This window comes from Aeromonas sp. 602200, assembly GCF_049173895.1.
Taxonomy (GTDB): domain Bacteria; phylum Pseudomonadota; class Gammaproteobacteria; order Enterobacterales; family Aeromonadaceae; genus Aeromonas; species Aeromonas veronii_A.
The window spans coordinates 22,922-38,985 of record NZ_JAAKSL010000005.1; the positions used below are offsets into that span (position 1 = coordinate 22,922).

Genomic DNA, 16,064 nt, shown 5'->3' on the forward strand with positions numbered 1-16,064 from the left:
CAGACGAACCCGATGGCGGCCGATAACCGGAACAAGTAGTGGCGGTTTTCATCGATCAACGGATAGCGGACTGTGCAGCCGTCTGCCGCTATCATTTCTCAACATCAGGCTGGAATGCCCCGCGCCCCAGCGGGGCGGCAATACAAGGATGGTCTCCCATGCTGCAGGACAGCGACACGATCAGGATCTCGGATGTCAGCGAAGCCGTGGTACATGGCATTCTCGAGGTGATCAGCGATGGTATCTGGGACTGGAATGCCAACACCGGTTTCGTCTATCGCAACCCGGGCTGGTACCGGATGCTGGGCTACGAGCCCCATACTCTAGGCAACAATGTCTTCACCTGGGAGAGTGTGATCCACCCCGACGACATGGATCGGGTGATGGCGAGCTTCGATGCCTATCTGAGCGGCGCCGCCCCCGACTACCGGGTCGAGTATCGCTGCCGCAGTCGCGGCGGAGACTATATCTGGATCGAGGATTGCGGCCGCATCATAGAGCGCAATCCCGATGGGTCTGTGGCGCGGATGATCGGCGCCCATCGCAATATCCACGCCAGCAAGTTGCTGCTGGAGCAGCTGGAGCTGCGCAATCAGTCGCTGGAGCAACTGGTGGCGGAGCGCACCGCCGAGCTGGTGCGAGTCAACGAGGCACTGCAACAGAGGGTGGAGGAGAATCGTCAGCTGGCGGAGACTGATGCCCTGACCGGTGCCGCCAGCCGCTATCGGCTGGAGCGGGCGTTGCAGCTGGAGTGCGAACGGGCGCGCCGCTTTCACTTGCCTTTTACCGTGATTGCCATGGATGTGGACAACTTCAAGCAGATCAATGACAGCTATGGCCACAATATCGGGGATCAGACCCTGATCAACATAGTGGCGCTGGTGCGCGACCATATCCGCGAGATTGATCTGCTGGCTCGTTGGGGTGGCGACGAGTTTATGGTGCTGCTGCCCAATACCGGCCGTGAAGATGCGTTGGTGGTGGCGAACAAGTTTCAGGCGTTGATGGTGACGCACCCCATCTGTCCCCGCGGTGTCACCACCATGAGCTTCGGAGTGGCGGAGTATCAGCAGGGTGAGCAGAAGGAGAGTCTGATGGTGCGTGCCGATCGGGCGCTCTATCAGGCCAAGCAGCAGGGCAAGAATCAGATCTGCTGATGGCACATCAGCCAATAGAAGGGCCGCAGGCGTGAAACCTGCGGCCCTTTTGCATTGTTACTGACGCGGCGCGACTTAGAAGTGGTAGCGCAGACCCAGCTTGAGGGTATCCAGAGAGTAGTGCTCATCACCCAGGCTCAGGGCGTTGAACTGGCGCTCGTAACCGATACCGGCAGAGAAGTGGTCGTTGAAGGCGTAGTCCAGACCCACTTCCAGATTGGGGTGTACCTTGCTCTTGGTTTCGCTGCCACTTACCTGACCGCTCATACCGAGGATGGTGGCATTGCCGACAACTTCCACTTCGGTGCGAGTGTAAGCGATACCCGGTTTGGCATAGGCGCTGAAGCCCCAGGCCAGCGGATGGCTCAGCTTGGCGGCCAGGCTGATGCTGCGGGTGTCGATGGTGGTGTCGGCAAAACCGGTTGCCCCCTGAGAAGTCACCCAGATCAGCTGCTCCATCTGTTGGGCGTGCAGGCCACCTTCAACGGCCAGCCAGGGTTTGAAGCTGTAACCCACGATCAGGCTGCCGCCGTCGAGCTGGTCGTCGATCACTTTGTCGTCATAGGCGTCTTTGGCTGCACCATCGAGATCCATCTTGGAGGTGGTCAGGTCCAGACCTGCATACCAGCCTTCGGCATGGGCGCCGCCATTCATGGCCAGAGCAAGCAGGGAGAAAGCGGCAATTTTATTAAACTTGTTCATGGATAAATAACCTTGTGTTGCGTGAACTGCGTGTGATTTATATTGCTCAATCCATGAAGCTTTTTATATTTCCGTCATCGCTCTGCTTTCACAGAGGGGCCGCAGTATAGTCAGCACATTTCTGAATAACAAGAGAGTGATTTTCCCATTCTTCTAAATATGACTGGCTGCAAGCAGGGGCATTTTGTTTAATAAATGGTGTTATTAGAGTTTTAGCTTTATTGAGATTTAAATAATTAACCGGTGAGGCAAATGACAGGCTGAGAGTTCGGTTTTGATTCTATGTGATTGATTTGTATCGGCATTAAATTTTCATTCGAGCGTAGCCGTGATGAGTTGTCTAAAAATTGGCATCTCAGATGTCACTGATTGGCATCAGGTTCTTTTCGATGATTTTTTGAACGCATCACAAGGTGAAACCATGAGAAAAAAATCTATCTTTTTGCCTGTTTTTTGCTCTTTTTGTGGTTTGGGATTGTTCCCATTGTGGCTTTTGGTGGTCTTTTGAGGCTGTTTTTGTGTGGGCTATGTTGCCCACCAGATGAGTGGGTGGGTTCTTATGGGTGGCTTTTCTCTTCACCCGGTAGCAGTTGTTGGGGTGGGCATGAGGTGTGATAAGCAGATATGGGTCGTGCGGCCTGATTAATTTTGTTTGCTTATATACACAAGCCATTTAAAAGATAGGTTTTTGATGTTTTAAATTACTTTCTTATATTCGTTTCTATATTTGGAGAAGCTTTCCATGCAAGCCATTTAAATATATTGAATGGCAATAACACGGTATTGATGACCGTTTAGGATACCTTGCCAGAGAGGTCGTGATGGTTGGCGCATCAGTGGGCGGCGGGTGGCCTGTGACACTTCCCCTTGCCGGGGCCCTTGACCTGACCTGCGAATTCAGGGAAAAGAAAAGGGCGGTGCTATCAGCGCCGCCCAATGCCAGGAAAGAGAAAAAACCTTACGGTTTAAAAGATAAAAATTTGGAAGCAAACAATCGATTTCTCAACCAGGAAGGGTCTTGAATTCGATACGTTTCGATTATGCGCGATGTTCTATGCAGCACTAGCAAAATGTTTGCGGGTTGAAAGATATGCACTGTCTGGTGTCAGATTTTGCGACCTCATCGTTCAAATGGTCTGTCCTGATGGGCGTTGTAGGCGATTTTTTCTCTAGGCTGTTTTTTCGGTGTCAATATCTGAGCCTTGAAGGTAAAAACAGGTCAGAAGCTGACTCGGCATAACCATGCAATGAAAGTGCGATAACAAGGAAGAGCGGCATGACCTACAGCCAGACCCTGGCCAACAATATTCTCGACACCCTGAAGAAGACCCTGACCGACAAGGGGATCCGCTATCAGACCCTGGCAGAAGCCATGGGTGTCTCCATCGCGACCGTGAAACGGATGATGAACAAGCCCTCGCTGCCGTTTGATACTCTGCTGGAGATCTGCCATCTGGTGGGGCTCTCGTTCGAGGAGCTGCTGGATCGCACTCAGGACGCCCAGAGCCGCCGCGCCGTCTTCACTCAGGAGCAGGATGAGGCGTTTCACAACGAGCCGGGGCTCTACGCCTTTCTCGCCAATATCTTCTGGCGCGACAAGACGCTGATCGATCTGAAGCGGGAGTACGGCCTGACCGATGCCTCCTGCTACCTCTATCTGCGCAAACTGGAGAAGCTCGGCATTTTGCAGCTTGGTATCGACAACAGTTACCACTTCCTGATCAGCGAGCGGATCAGCTTCGAGCAGCACAGCCGTTTCGCCCGCCAGCAGGCGCGGCAGGCAATGTCGGTGCTGGGGGAGTATCTGGTGGAGAACATGCACAAGTCGAACAACTATATGGCGCTCTGCCAGCTGCACCTCAACGAGGGGGAGGCGATGGCGCTGATCGACCGGATGAAGGAGTACTGGCATCAGGAGATCAAGCTCAACCGCCCCGCCATCGGCCAGCAGGAGCACGCCAAGACCTACACCATGTCGCTGCAACTGGCCGACTGCGGCTACCAAAGCTTCGACGACATGATCCCCAATATCGACAACTGATCCCGGCGGATCCTCCGGGATCCGTCTCTGCTCGTGAGTATGAGAGTGGTTACTCTGCCAGTTGCATGGGCTGCGCTTTGGCGATGATGGGTTGCAGCGCCCGGGTATCGAGACAGATACGAATGGCATCCGGCCGCCAGTGCTCGATATCGCAATCCACCAGACCACCCCGCTCGTCATAGTTGACCCGCACCAGCCGCAGCACCGCGCTCCCCTCCGCCAGATTGAGGGCGCGGGCGATGGCGCCACGCGCCGCCGAGGGGGTGATCTCCAGACTCGCCCCGCCCTGGCCTATGCCATAGCGCTGCTGATAGAGCTCGGTGAGGGAGCTGGCCAGCGGCGCGCTGGCGATATCGGGAAAGCGGCTCGCCAGCAGGTGGTGGCTGACGTGGAGCACAGGACGGCCGTCGATTAGCCGCTGGCGGCGGATCTCATAAAGTGGAGTGAAGGGTTCCAGCCCCATCCAGCGGCACAGTTCGCTGCTGGCTAGTTCGCTGCCGTGGGCCAGCACCCGGGTTTCGGCGGTGCGCTGCTGCTCGCCGATCCACTGATGAAAGTGGGTGTGGATGGCGGGATCGTAGGTGAGGCGGGGCGGTGCCACAAACCAGCCACGCCGCTCGGCCCGGTAGATAAGGCCGTCCGCTTCGAGGCTGGAGAGCGCCTCCTTGATGGTGATGCGGGTGGTGGCGAAACGCTCGCTCAGTGCCCGTTCGGCGGGCAACTGCTGCCCGCCCCCCAATTGGCCGCTGCCGATATAGCGGCGCAGGGTCTGGCAAATCTGTTCGCACTTGGAGGAGGAGCGGCCATCGGCCATGCTCTGTTCGTTCACTCTCAGCTCGCTCAATCTCGGCTCGGTCACACTCTTGTCCCTGTTGCTTATTCAGAAGGCGGGTGGCTGGCCAATCCCTTACTGGGATAGTCCAGCCTCACTCGGGTTCAGAGTTGTAACCGCTGTGGATGACAGCGCCATGACAGGGTGATTGTCATCAAACTGCCATTAAAGCGCCCCGCCACCGTCACAATTCCCATCTAGCATCCCTCTCGAACCTTAACTGACCTAGTCCAGAGGGATGGGATGATGAAAAGCGTGATCGCAAGTGCACTGGCCATGGTGGCCATCAGCCAACCGTTGTTTGCCACAAATAGCTATGCAGCCGAAAATATCGCGGATCTCGAAAAGGCCGCCCGTGGCGAAGGCCAGCTCCACAGCATCGGCATGCCCGACAGCTGGGCCAACTGGAAGGATACCTGGCAGCAGCTGGGCAACATCTACGGCATCAAGCATCAGGATACCGACATGAGCTCGGCGCAGGAGATCGCCAAGTTCGCCGCCGAGAAGGCCAACGCCACCGCCGACATCGGCGACGTGGGCGGCGCCTTCGGTCCGGTTGCGGTCAAGCAGGGGGTCACCCAGCCCTACAAACCCTCCACCTGGGCCGATATTCCCAACTGGGCCAAGGATGCCGACGGCCACTGGATGCTGGCCTATACCGGCACCATCGCCTTCCTGATCAACAAGGATCTGGTCAAGGCGGCCCCTACCAGCTGGCAATCGCTGCTGGGCGGTAACTACAAGGTGACGCTGGGTGATGTGGGCGTTGCCTCGCAAGCCAACAACGGCGTGCTGGCGGCAGCCTATGCCACCGGTGGCAGCGAGAAGAATCTCAAGCCCGCTCTGGAATTGTTCGGCAAGCTGGCCCAGCAGGGTCGTCTCTCCCTGAACGATCCCACCATCGCCAACATCGAGAAGGGTGAGGTGGAAGTGGGTGTGCTGTGGGACTTCAACGCGCTGAACTACCGCGACCAGATCGACCCCAAGAAGTTTGATGTGGTGATCCCGAGTGACGGCTCAGTCATCGCCGGTTACACCACCATCATCAACAAGTGGGCCAAGAACCCCAACGCCGCCAAACTGGCCCGTGAATACATCCTCTCCGATGCCGGTCAAATCAACCTGGCCCGCGGCTACGCTCGCCCGATCCGCAGCAATGTGACCCTGCCGGATGACGTGAAGGCCAAGCTGCTGCCCGCCGAGCAGTACGCCAATGCCAAGCCGGTGCAGGATCACGCCGCCTGGGAGCAGAGCTCCAAAGCCCTGCCGCGCCAGTGGCAAGAAACCGTCATGATCAACATGCAGTAAGGGAATCCAGTGCAACACAAGGTGATAGTGGTACTTGTGGATGGTCTGGCAGCCGAGGTAGCCCACACCATGGGCTACCTCGGTGGCATGGTGGAGGCGGGGCGGGGCCTGCATACGACCCTGAATGCTGCCCTGCCGTCTCTCTCCCGACCCCTCTACGAGTGCATCCTGACCGGCGTGCCGCCGGTGATGAGCGGCATCACCCACAACGGGGTGAGTCGCCTCAGTCTGCATGATTCCATCTTCCATCTGGCCCGCGCCGCGGGTAAACGCACCGCAGCGGCGGCCTACCATTGGGTGAGCGAACTCTACAACCGCAGCCCCTGGCTGGCAGCCCGCGATCGCTTTACTCACGACGAGCTGCTGCCGATCCAGCACGGCTGCTTCTACTGGGATGACAACTATCCCGACAGCCATCTGCTGATGGATGGCGAGTGGCTGCGCAGCCAGTACGACCCCGATTTTCTGCTGATCCACCCGATGGGGGTGGACGATGCGGGCCACAAGTTTGGCCTCGATTCCCGCCAGTACCGCAATCAGGCGCGCCGGATGGACAGCCTGCTGGCCGATCTGCTGCCCCAGTGGCTGGCGGAGGGGTATCAGGTGGTGATCACCTCGGATCACGGCATGAACAACGACCTGAGCCACGGCGGCACCCTGCCGGAAGAGCGCACCGTGCCGCTCTGGCTGTTTGGCGATGCCTTTATCGAGCGCTGGCCGGATGGCGTGGTGATCGCCCAGACCCAGCTCTGCGCCCTGATGGCCGATCTGCTGGGCATCCCCCACGACAAACCGGCAGCGCCACCGCTGCTCAAGGCCGCCTTTATGCGCGAGGTGCACTGATGATGCCTGCCACCACCGAGATCCTCGCGGATCGATCCGTGGCCACCAAGCACAAGGTGCGCCGCCACTGGCTGCCTGCACTGGTATTGCTGCCCTTTATCCTCTTGATGATCCTGTTCCAGCTCGCCCCCATGGTGTGGGTGCTGGTGGGCAGCTTTCAGACCCCCGATGGCTGGGGCATCGACTACTACCGGGAGATTTTGAGCTCCCCCTTCTACCTGCAATCGTTCGGCAACTCGCTGCGCATCGCCGGTATCGCCAGTCTGGCGGGGCTTGCCATCGGCACTCTCGGGGCGGCGGCGCTGCGCCACAGCGGCGAGCGAGTCAAGCGGCTGCTGCTGGCTTTCATCACCATGACCGGCAACTTCAGCGGGGTGCCGCTGGCGTTCGCCTTTATCATCATTCTCGGCATCAACGGTGCAGTGACCCTGCTGCTGAAATCCTGGGGATTGATCGACGGCTTCAACCTCTACTCGGGCACCGGCCTCATCCTCATCTACACCTACTTCCAGGTCCCCCTTGCCCTGCTGCTGCTCTACCCGGCGTTCGATGCGCTACAGGATGAGTGGCCGCAAGCGGCCGCGCTGCTCGGAGCTAGCAAGGGGCAATATGTGTGGCACGTGGCGCTGCCGGTGCTGACGCCTGCGCTGCTTGGCACCCTGATCATCCTGTTTGCCAACGCGGTGGGGGCCTATGCCTCTGCCTACGCCCTCACTACTGGAAACTTCAATCTGGTGACCATCCGGGTGGCGAGTCTGGTCTCCGGCGACATCTTTCTCGAGCCCAATATGGCGGCGGCGCTGGCAGTGATCCTGATGGTGCTGCTGGGGGTAGTGACGGCCGCCAACCAGTGGTTGCTGAAAAAGAGCTATGTGAACAAGGGGCAATCCCATGCATGATTTGACGCCGCGCTGGCCAAAGTGGGTGCTGGGTGGGCTGGTCGCCACCCTGCTGCTGCCGCTGTTGGCCACCTTTCTCTACTCCATCTCCACCCGCTGGGGGGCGACCCTGCTGCCGGATGGTTTTACCCTCGACTGGTACCTCAAACTGTGGGGCGACCCGCGTTTTCTGGCGGCGTTTGGCCGCAGCCTCCTGGTCTGCTTCGCCACCCTGCTGCTGGGGTCCCTGGTGCTGGTGCCGACCGTGCTGGTGGTGGCCTACTACTTCCCAAAGCTGGATCCCTGGATGAACCTGCTGATCCTGCTTCCCTTCGCGGTGCCACCTGTGGTCTCGTCAGTGGGGCTGCTGCAGATCTACGCTGACGGCGTGCTGCCGATTATCGGCACACCGTGGATCCTGATCGGCACCTGGTTCACCGTGGTGCTCCCCTTCATGTACCGGGCACTGGCCAACAGCCTGCAAGGGGTACCGCTCAGGGATTTGATGGATGCCGCCCATCTGCTGGGGGCCAGTAGTCGGCGCGCCTTTCTGTTGGTGGTGATCCCCTGTCTGCGCAAGGGGCTGCTGGCAGCCCTGTTTCTCTCCCTCTCCTTCCTGCTCGGCGAGTTCGTGTTTGCCAACATGCTGGTGGGCACCCGTTACGAGACCCTGCAGGTCTACCTCTACAACATGCGCGCCACTTCTGGCCACTTCACCAGTGCGCTGGTGATGAGCTATTTCCTGCTGACCCTGCTGCTCACCTGGGCAGCTAACAGATTTCATCGGTGAATCAACATGTTCCATCTAGAAGTGAATCAACTGCACAAATCCTACGGCGACACCAAGGTGTTCGAGGGAATTGAATTCGGCATCCGCAAGGGGGAGCTGGTGACCCTGCTTGGCCCCTCCGGCTGCGGCAAGTCCACCCTGCTGCGAGCGCTGGCCGGGCTCACCCCGGTGGATGGCGGTCAGGTGCGGGTAGCCGGTGAGGACATCACCTGGCAAGAACCCCAGAAGCGGGGCATCGGCATGGTGTTCCAGAGCTATGCGCTCTTCCCCAACATGACGGTGTGGGACAACGTCGCTTTCGGCCTCAAGATGAAGCCTCAGCCGGGGCGGGATCTCGCCGCCAGCGTGCAAGAGGCGCTTGAGCTGGTGGAGCTGACCGGCTTCGAGCGCCGCTATCCGAGCGAACTCTCCGGCGGCCAGCGCCAGCGAGTGGCGCTGGCCCGGGCCCTGGTGGTGCAACCGCGGATCCTGCTGCTGGATGAGCCGCTCTCGGCGCTGGATGCCCGCATCCGCCGCAGCCTGCGCCAGCAGATCCGCGAGATCCAGCAGCGCCTCGAGCTCACCACCATCTTCGTGACCCACGATCAGGAGGAGGCGCTGACCCTGTCGGATCGGATCTTCCTGATGAACAAGGGCTCCATCGTGCAGAGCGGCACGCCAGAGCAGATCTACACCCGTCCCGCCAGCGAGTTCGTGGCGGGCTTTATCGGCAACTACAACCTGCTGGGTGGCGAGCAGGCCAAATCCCTGTTCGGCCCGCGCTTTCGCGGCAAGCTGGCGCTGCGGCCGGAGTCCATCACCCTGCTGCCCGCAGGGGCGGTCAGCCACGAGCCCAGCCTGCCCGGCATCGTTCGCCAGCAGCAGCTGCTCGGCAATGTCATCCGCTATCAGGTGGAGTGCGAGGCGGGGCTGTTGACGGTGGATTGCCTCAACCGCCGTGCCGGCGATCTGCTGCCGGTGGGCAGCGCCGTGACCCTAGTGGTGGCCCGGGATCAACTCTGTGAGGTAGCATAACGCCATGAATCCCATTCATTTTTCAGCCAGTTCCCCGATGCTGGCAGCCAACCCGAGGAGCAGCCATGGCCCTGGCACTGTTTGATCTGGACGAGACCCTGATAGCGGGGGATTCCGCCAGCCTCTGGCTGGAGTACATGGTGGCCCAGGAGCTGGCCCCGGCGGGCATGGTGGCCGAGGAGCAGGCCATGATGTCCCTCTACCATCAGGGCAAGATGGACATGCACCAGTACATGGCCTTCACCCTGCAACCGCTGGCAGGCAGGACGCGCCAGTGGCTTGACTCCCTCTGCACCCGCTTTGCCGAACAGGTGCTGCGGGAGCGCCTCTACCCGGAGGGGCTGGCCCGCATCGAGTGGCACCGCCAGCGTGGCGACGAGCTGGTGCTCATCTCCGCCTCCGGCGAGCATCTGGTGGCCCCCATGGCGCAGATGCTGGGGATGGATCACTGCGTGGCCATCCTGCTCGACGAGGAAGCCGGCATGCTGACCGGCCAGACCCGCGGCACCCTGAGTTTTCGCGAAGGCAAGGTGGCCCGCATCAACCAGCTCTTTGCCGGCAGGGACCATCTCTGGCAGGGGAGCTTTGGTTATAGCGACTCTCACAACGATCTGCCCATGCTGCGGGCGGTGAGCCATCCCCATGCGGTCAATCCGGCCCCCGCGCTGCGTCAGCAGGCCGAGGAGCTGGGCTGGCCGGTGTGGGTGTGGCAGCGCTGAGTTGTGCGCTTAAACAGGCTCAATACACGGCAAAAATAGCGATATAAACAACAGAGAGAGGCCGTTGCCTCTCTCCTGTCTTCCTTTCCTGGTTGCGTTCATTCTGTCTCCCGCCACGATGACCGCCGAGTTGGCTCAAGGTGAGGAGGCCTATTCCATCTGACCGTTGCCACGACGCTGGGGGAAGCAGATACGATTTTTCCCCTCCCGCTTGGCCTGATAAACCCCGCTGTCGGCCAGCTCTATCAGCTCCTTGGCCGAGAGTCCGGAGTGACTCAAGGCCACCCCACCGCTGAGGGTAATGGTCAGTTCCGGCTCTCGCCACTCCAGTTGAGTGACTGCGAGTCTGAAGCTCTCCAGCAGTGAGGCAACCTCATTCATTTGCATCTCCAACCGCAAGATCAGCACCAGCTCCTCGCCACCGTAGCGGCAGAACCAACCCCACTGGTCAAACATTTTCATGCCCAGCTTGCTTACTCGCCTGAGGACTATATCCCCTGTCTGGTGGCCAAAGGTATCGTTGACCTGTTTGAAGTTATCGAGATCGAACATCACCACGAGGAAGGGGGTGCCACTGCCGAGCTGTCTTTGCAGGCACTCGTCGAAGAAACGGCGGTTGTAAAGACCGGTAAGCTTGTCCTGATTGGCTTGCTGGCGGATCTGGGCAAAATCCTGGCTGGCGGCATCCATCTCTTCATAGACCTTGGCCAGCTCCAGCATGCGGCTACCATGATAGGCTTTACCGCCAGAACGACTGGTGCGGATCAGCAGGGTAATCTCTCCCAGCATGCGACGGAAATAGCGGGACCAGAGCAGTGCCAGCAGCAGATAGAGAATGCAGGCGAGTGCAATCATCAGCTGCACGTTGATGGAGACGCTGTCGATCACCTGCTGCATGCTGGCAGTCGGCTCGACGCTGAGCAGGATCCAGCGCTGCTCGGGGATGCGGTAGTAGGAGACCATCAGGCCGCTGGCATCATCGAGGAAGAAACCCTGCGGCTGTTGCATTTGTGCCAGCCATTCAAGATGGGTGAGCGGCTTGAATACCCGTTCGCGATCCGGATGGGCCAGCACCAGCCCGTCATGGTTGAGCAGGAGCTGATAGCCATTACCCAGATGGTGACTCTGCTCATGCCGACTGTTGAGCCAGCTGGCGAGGGGGGTGAGCTGGGTATCGAGGGAGAGCACCCCCACTCGCTTGCCGTCAGGGTCTTGAATTACCCGAGCCAGCGCCATGGTGAGGGTACCCAAGGTGTAGTCGTAATAGGGATCGGTCCAGACGATCCGGTTCGGGTGGCTGGCTGCCAGCAGATACCAGGGGCGAGTTCTGGGATCGAACTTCTCGTCCGCCTGCCAGGTGGGGTGGATCAGCATCTGGCGATGCTCGGTTCCTACATAGACGTAGTCGAGCTCCATCACCTCGTGATAGGCCTGCCACTGTTGCAGGTAGCGCTCGCCGTTAAGGATCTCTGGGCCGCTGAAATCCTGATAATTTACCTGCTGATAAATAAGCGTAAACTGGCGTTTGAGGGTCTCCAGATAGGGTTCGAGCAGGGTATGGAGATATTGGGTGTTGCGGGCAATCAGGTTTTGTTGCTGCTCGAGGCGCAGGGTACGTTCCATATGCAGGTAGTAGATGCTGCCGAGCAACACTACGGGAATAAAGAGCAGGAGGAGGCCCAGCCGCATGCGGGTGATTAAAGACCAAGTGTGCTTGGGCTTGGCGGGGGACATGCACAGATCCTTTTCAGCTCGGGTGTCACCAGCATATATGATGCCGTCCTGCCCGTCTAAAGGCAGAAAATGAGATCCGTTCAATGCTGAACCCCACGTTGCTCCTGATGGCTCACTACGGCGGCATCATGCTGTTGATCCTGGCGCTCTGTGTCGAGTATCTGATCTTTCGTCGCGGCCTGAATATGTTGCGGGTGCACCGTCTGCTGCTGGCAGATGGGGTGGCGGCGCTGGCGCTCTTCTCCATCTTTGCCACCGGGAGTCTGCTGGCCCTCGAGCATGCCAGCTCGGTGGCAGAGATCTTTGCCCATCCTGCCCACGGTCTCAAGATGGGGCTGTTTCTGCTGATTGTCGGCTCCCTCGTTTATCCCAGCCGCCTCTTCTATCGCTGGCGTCGCGCCCTGCGTCTGGGCAAGGCGCCGATGATCTCCATTCAGCAGCACTTCCGGGTGGTGTGGATCCTGCGGGGCAATCTGCTACTGATTGCCCTGTTGGCCGTGTTCACCAAGCCCTCGCTGCTGTAACACTCGCGGTGCTCAAAAGCAGTGCGATGCAGAGCGTTGAGAGCGAGAGCGAAGACAAAGAGTGGAGACAAGAGGATAGGGAGGCGGGTATCTTGGATCGGATAACCCGTCACGCGCCGATTTAAGGAAGAATCGCCATGCGCTCCAATCTGATGTTGCTGATGGCTGCCACCATCTGGGGTATGGGCTTTGTCGCCCAGCGCCTCGGGATGGATCACATGGGGCCCTATACTTTCAATGGCCTGCGCTTTCTGCTCGGCGCCCTCTCCCTGCTGCCGCTGCTCTGGTGGCTCAAATCCCGACAACCTGTTGCCGTCGCGGGCGACCATCGCCAACTGCTGATCGGTGGTGTGCTGGCCGGGCTGGTGCTGTTCTGTGCCGCCTCCCTGCAGCAGGTGGGGCTGCTTTATACCACTGCCGCCAAGGCCGGTTTCATCACCGGGCTCTACATCATTCTGGTGCCGGTACTGGGGCTACTGCTGCGCCACAAGAGTGGCCTCAATACCTGGATCGGCGCCATCATCGCGCTGGCCGGTCTCTATGTGTTGAGCGTCACCGACGAGTTCACCATCGGCTTTGGCGATCTGCTGCAGGTGGTCGGCGCCCTGTTCTGGGCCGTGCACCTGCTGCTGGTGGATCACTACTCCAACCGGGTTGCCCCCATCAAGCTCGCCGGGGTGCAGTTCGTGGTCTGCGGCCTGCTCAGCCTCGCCACCGCCGTTGTTATCGAAACCCCGACGTTAAGCGGCGCAGTGGCCGGTTGGCAGGCGCTGCTCTATGCCGGGCTGGTGTCGGTCGGGGTGGGTTATACCCTGCAGGTGGTAGGGCAGCGGGGTGCTCATCCGGCCCACGCCGCCATCATCCTCAGTCTGGAGACCGTCTTTGCCGCCGTGGGGGGCGTGTTGCTGTTGGGTGAGACGCTGGATGAGCGCGCCATTGCCGGTTGTGCCCTGATGCTGGCGGGGATGCTTATCTCTCAAATCCGGCTGCGCTGGTGGTGGAAGTCGCGCCGGGACAAGGTGCCTGTGACCAAGTAAACCGCGCTCGCAGCATAACAAAAACGCCCCGACTGTCGGGGCGTTTTGCATGGTGGCTGTTCGGATCAGGGGCGCTGATCCAGCTCGCGCTCCAGCTCCATGGCCTTCTGACGGGCCGGATGGGTATTGAGGCGCTGCCAATAGGCTTGCAGATGCGGGACGTGGGCTAGCTGGCCGCTTTGCGCCAGCAGATCCACCAGGAAGGAGTTCATGATGTCGGCGCCGGAGAGGCGATCCCCCACCAGATAGTGGCGATTCGCCAGTACCTCATTGAGGTAGCCCAGCACCTTGGCACACTCCGCCCTGGCGTAGTCCGGCAGGAAGCGCATCGGGCTGCCATCCTTGCGCACGAACATGTCGAGCAGCAGCGGCAGAATGCCGGAACTCTCGGCAAAGTGAAGCCACTGCAGATATTCGGGATACTCCGGGCTATCTGGTGCCGGTGCCAGCCGATCGGCAGCATAGCGGGCGATCAGGTACTCGGTGATGGCGCCCGATTCCGCCAGCACCCGGCCGTCGAACTCGATGACTGGCGACTTGCCGAGAGGGTGGATGGCCTTGAGCTCGGGCGGCGCCAGAAAGGTGGCGGCATCGCGCTGATACGCCTTGATCTCATAGGGCTGGCCCAGCTCTTCGAGCAGCCAGATGATGCGTTGGGAGCGGGATTTGTTCAGGTGGTGCAGGACTATCATAACGACCTCGATTCGGTGGCGGGAAAGTGTGTACGAACGGGCGAGGGGGACGGTTCACCGGCAGTAAAAAAGAGCGGGCTGATGCCCGCTCCCTTGCTGACTGACTCAGGCATCCAGCGCCTGATCCAGATCCGCCAGAATGTCCTCGATCGCCTCGATCCCGACCGACAGCCGGATCATCTCGGGTTTCACCCCAGCCTTGGCCTGCTCTTCTTCGCTCAACTGGCGATGGGTGGTGGAGGCCGGGTGGCAGGCCAGCGACTTGGCGTCGCCGATATTGACCAGCCGCTTGAAGATCTTCAGCGCATCGTAGAAACGCACGCCCGCTTCATAACCATCCTTCAGACCGAACGAGAGGATGGCCGAGGGGCGACCGGCCATGTACTTCTCTGCCAGCAGATAGTGGGGATGACCCGGCAGACCGGCATAGCTGACCCAGGCCACCTTGGGGTGATGCTTGAGGTGGTTGGCGACCCGCAGGGCGTTGTCGACGTGGCGCTCCATGCGCAGGCTCAGGGTCTCCAGCCCTTGCAGCAGCAGGAAGGCGTTCATCGGCGCCAGCGCCGCGCCGGTATTGCGCAGCGGCACGGTGCGTACCCGCCCGATAAAGGCGGCCGGGCCAAAGGCCTCGGTATAGACTACTCCGTGGTAGGAGGGTTCGGGTTTGGTCAGCTGCGGGAAGCGCTCGGCGTGATCCGCCCAGGGGAACTTGCCCGAGTCGACGATTACGCCACCCAGCGAGTTGCCGTGGCCGCCGACATATTTGGTCAGGCTGTGTACCACGATGTCGGCGCCGTGTTCGATGGGCTTGCAGAGCACCGGCGTGGCGACCGTGTTGTCGACGATGAGCGGCACACCACGGGCGTGGGCGGCCTTGGCCAGCGCGGCCAGATCGACGATGTTGCCCGCCGGGTTGCCGATGCTCTCGCAGTAGACCGCCTTGGTCTTGTCGTCGATCAGGGCGGCGATGGCCTCGGCGCTGTCATCCTTGGCGAAGCGCACCTCGACCCCGAAACTCGGCAGCATGTGGGCGAACAAGGTGTAGGTGCCGCCATAGAGCTGGGGAGTGGAGACAATGTTGTCACCGGCGGCGGTCAGCGCCTGAATGGCGTAGGTGATGGCGGCGGAACCTGCCGAGACCACCAGCGCGGCGATCCCCCCTTCCAGCGCGGCCATCCGCTGCTCCAGCACATCGTTGGTGGGGTTCATGATGCGGGTGTAGATATTGCCCGGCACCGCCAGATTGAACAGATCCGCCCCGTGCTGGGCGCTCTCGAACTCGTAGGCCACCGTCTGGTAGATGGGCACGGCGACCGCTTTGGTGGTGGGGTCGTTGGAAAAGCCGTGGTGCAGGGCCAGGGTCGCATCTTTCATCACACACTCCTTGTTGGATGTTGCTTGTAGCAGTTATAGATGGATAGACGTCCAATCTATCAGGCCCGTGGCCGATGTAAACAGCAAGATCCGGCAAAGCAGTGTCGCCCGCAGGGGATGCGCGTCCCGAGTGGCAGGCAGGCCTGCCGTACTCAGAGGCGGCGGCGATACTCCTTGTCATCGATCTGGTTCATATCCCACTGCATCAGGCGGTTGAGCTGCTGCATGGGATCCTCGATGAGCGGCAATGGGCGCGGCAGGATCCGCTTGAAGTAACGGCGCAGGGTCTGCTGGATCCGGTTCGGTTTGAGGGGATTGGCGTGGCTCATGATGGTGCTCCTCTGCTGTGGTTCTCACGTTCATCAGCAGTATTGAGCTAAAATGCGGAAGTAAAAACTGATGACTTACAGCAACAGGAT

Annotated in this window: 16 protein-coding genes; 10 read left to right on the forward strand and 6 right to left on the reverse strand. The window is 60.0% G+C overall.

Annotated elements, in window-relative coordinates; translation table 11 throughout:
* Positions 1–158 precede the first annotated feature (158 nt).
* The gene (locus tag G5221_RS08180) at positions 159–1,157 is read left to right on the forward strand and encodes a sensor domain-containing diguanylate cyclase (RefSeq protein WP_421223623.1); all 999 of its coding nucleotides are present in this window, start codon (positions 159–161) and stop codon (positions 1,155–1,157) included.
* 75 nt (positions 1,158–1,232) lie between these two features.
* Here the strand turns inward: G5221_RS08180 and G5221_RS08185 are convergent, their stop codons facing one another.
* Positions 1,233–1,859 carry a porin family protein gene (locus G5221_RS08185; protein WP_421263067.1) on the reverse strand — a complete coding sequence of 209 codons (627 nt, stop codon included), beginning with the start codon at positions 1,857–1,859 and terminating at the stop codon, positions 1,233–1,235.
* A gap of 1,276 nt (positions 1,860–3,135) precedes the next feature.
* On the opposite strand from G5221_RS08185, the gene G5221_RS08190 reads away from it, so the two are divergent.
* Positions 3,136–3,900 (forward strand): helix-turn-helix domain-containing protein, encoded by a 765-nt coding sequence (locus G5221_RS08190; RefSeq protein WP_005336490.1) that lies wholly within the window; start codon positions 3,136–3,138, stop codon positions 3,898–3,900.
* 49 nt (positions 3,901–3,949) lie between these two features.
* On the opposite strand, the gene G5221_RS08195 is transcribed toward G5221_RS08190, so the two are convergent.
* Entirely contained in the window at positions 3,950–4,714 is a 765-nt protein-coding gene (locus G5221_RS08195; RefSeq protein WP_421263132.1) for a UTRA domain-containing protein, read from the reverse strand.
* Positions 4,715–4,978: 264 nt separating this feature from the next.
* Here G5221_RS08195 and G5221_RS08200 point away from each other — a divergent pair, with 264 nt between their 5' ends.
* The 6 genes from G5221_RS08200 to G5221_RS08225 all read left to right on the forward strand — a co-directional run bounded on the left by G5221_RS08200 (position 4,979) and on the right by G5221_RS08225 (position 10,284).
* On the forward strand, positions 4,979–6,040 hold the full coding sequence (locus tag G5221_RS08200) for an ABC transporter substrate-binding protein (protein WP_421263068.1): 1,062 nt from the start codon (positions 4,979–4,981) through the stop codon (positions 6,038–6,040).
* 9 nt (positions 6,041–6,049) lie between these two features.
* Positions 6,050–6,883 (forward strand): alkaline phosphatase family protein, encoded by an 834-nt coding sequence (locus G5221_RS08205; protein WP_421263069.1) that lies wholly within the window; start codon positions 6,050–6,052, stop codon positions 6,881–6,883.
* Positions 6,883–7,782 (forward strand): ABC transporter permease, encoded by a 900-nt coding sequence (locus G5221_RS08210; RefSeq protein ID WP_421263070.1) that lies wholly within the window; start codon positions 6,883–6,885, stop codon positions 7,780–7,782. Before G5221_RS08205 ends, G5221_RS08210 begins: the two co-directional genes overlap by 1 nt.
* Positions 7,775–8,551, forward strand: coding sequence for an ABC transporter permease (locus tag G5221_RS08215; RefSeq protein ID WP_421263071.1), 777 nt, complete (start codon positions 7,775–7,777; stop codon positions 8,549–8,551). The genes G5221_RS08210 and G5221_RS08215 overlap by 8 nt, the downstream gene beginning before the upstream one ends.
* Positions 8,552–8,557: 6 nt before the next feature.
* Entirely contained in the window at positions 8,558–9,565 is a 1,008-nt protein-coding gene (locus G5221_RS08220) for an ABC transporter ATP-binding protein (RefSeq protein ID WP_421263072.1), read from the forward strand.
* 65 nt (positions 9,566–9,630) lie between these two features.
* Entirely contained in the window at positions 9,631–10,284 is a 654-nt protein-coding gene (locus G5221_RS08225; protein WP_421205729.1) for an HAD family hydrolase, read from the forward strand.
* Positions 10,285–10,434: 150 nt separating this feature from the next.
* Here G5221_RS08225 and G5221_RS08230 read toward each other — a convergent pair whose 3' ends face one another.
* Positions 10,435–12,018, reverse strand: a complete 1,584-nt coding sequence (locus tag G5221_RS08230) for a sensor domain-containing diguanylate cyclase (RefSeq protein WP_421263073.1) — start codon at positions 12,016–12,018, stop codon at positions 10,435–10,437.
* 83 nt (positions 12,019–12,101) lie between these two features.
* Here G5221_RS08230 and G5221_RS08235 point away from each other — a divergent pair, with 83 nt between their 5' ends.
* Both G5221_RS08235 and G5221_RS08240 read left to right on the forward strand, forming a co-directional pair.
* Positions 12,102–12,542 (forward strand): DUF2214 family protein, encoded by a 441-nt coding sequence (locus G5221_RS08235; RefSeq protein ID WP_421263074.1) that lies wholly within the window; start codon positions 12,102–12,104, stop codon positions 12,540–12,542.
* 137 nt (positions 12,543–12,679) lie between these two features.
* Positions 12,680–13,579 carry a DMT family transporter gene (locus G5221_RS08240; protein ID WP_421263075.1) on the forward strand — a complete coding sequence of 300 codons (900 nt, stop codon included), beginning with the start codon at positions 12,680–12,682 and terminating at the stop codon, positions 13,577–13,579.
* Positions 13,580–13,644: 65 nt separating this feature from the next.
* Here G5221_RS08240 and G5221_RS08245 read toward each other — a convergent pair whose 3' ends face one another.
* The 3 genes from G5221_RS08245 to G5221_RS08255 all read right to left on the reverse strand — a co-directional run bounded on the left by G5221_RS08245 (position 13,645) and on the right by G5221_RS08255 (position 15,974).
* On the reverse strand, positions 13,645–14,271 hold the full coding sequence (locus G5221_RS08245) for a glutathione S-transferase family protein (protein WP_421263076.1): 627 nt from the start codon (positions 14,269–14,271) through the stop codon (positions 13,645–13,647).
* Positions 14,272–14,376: 105 nt separating this feature from the next.
* On the reverse strand, positions 14,377–15,645 hold the full coding sequence (locus tag G5221_RS08250; RefSeq protein ID WP_331379349.1) for an O-acetylhomoserine aminocarboxypropyltransferase/cysteine synthase family protein: 1,269 nt from the start codon (positions 15,643–15,645) through the stop codon (positions 14,377–14,379).
* Positions 15,646–15,797: 152 nt separating this feature from the next.
* A complete protein-coding gene (locus G5221_RS08255; protein ID WP_005336463.1) occupies positions 15,798–15,974 on the reverse strand; it encodes a hypothetical protein in 177 nt (58 codons plus the stop codon).
* Between the last annotated feature and the right edge of the window lie 90 nt (positions 15,975–16,064).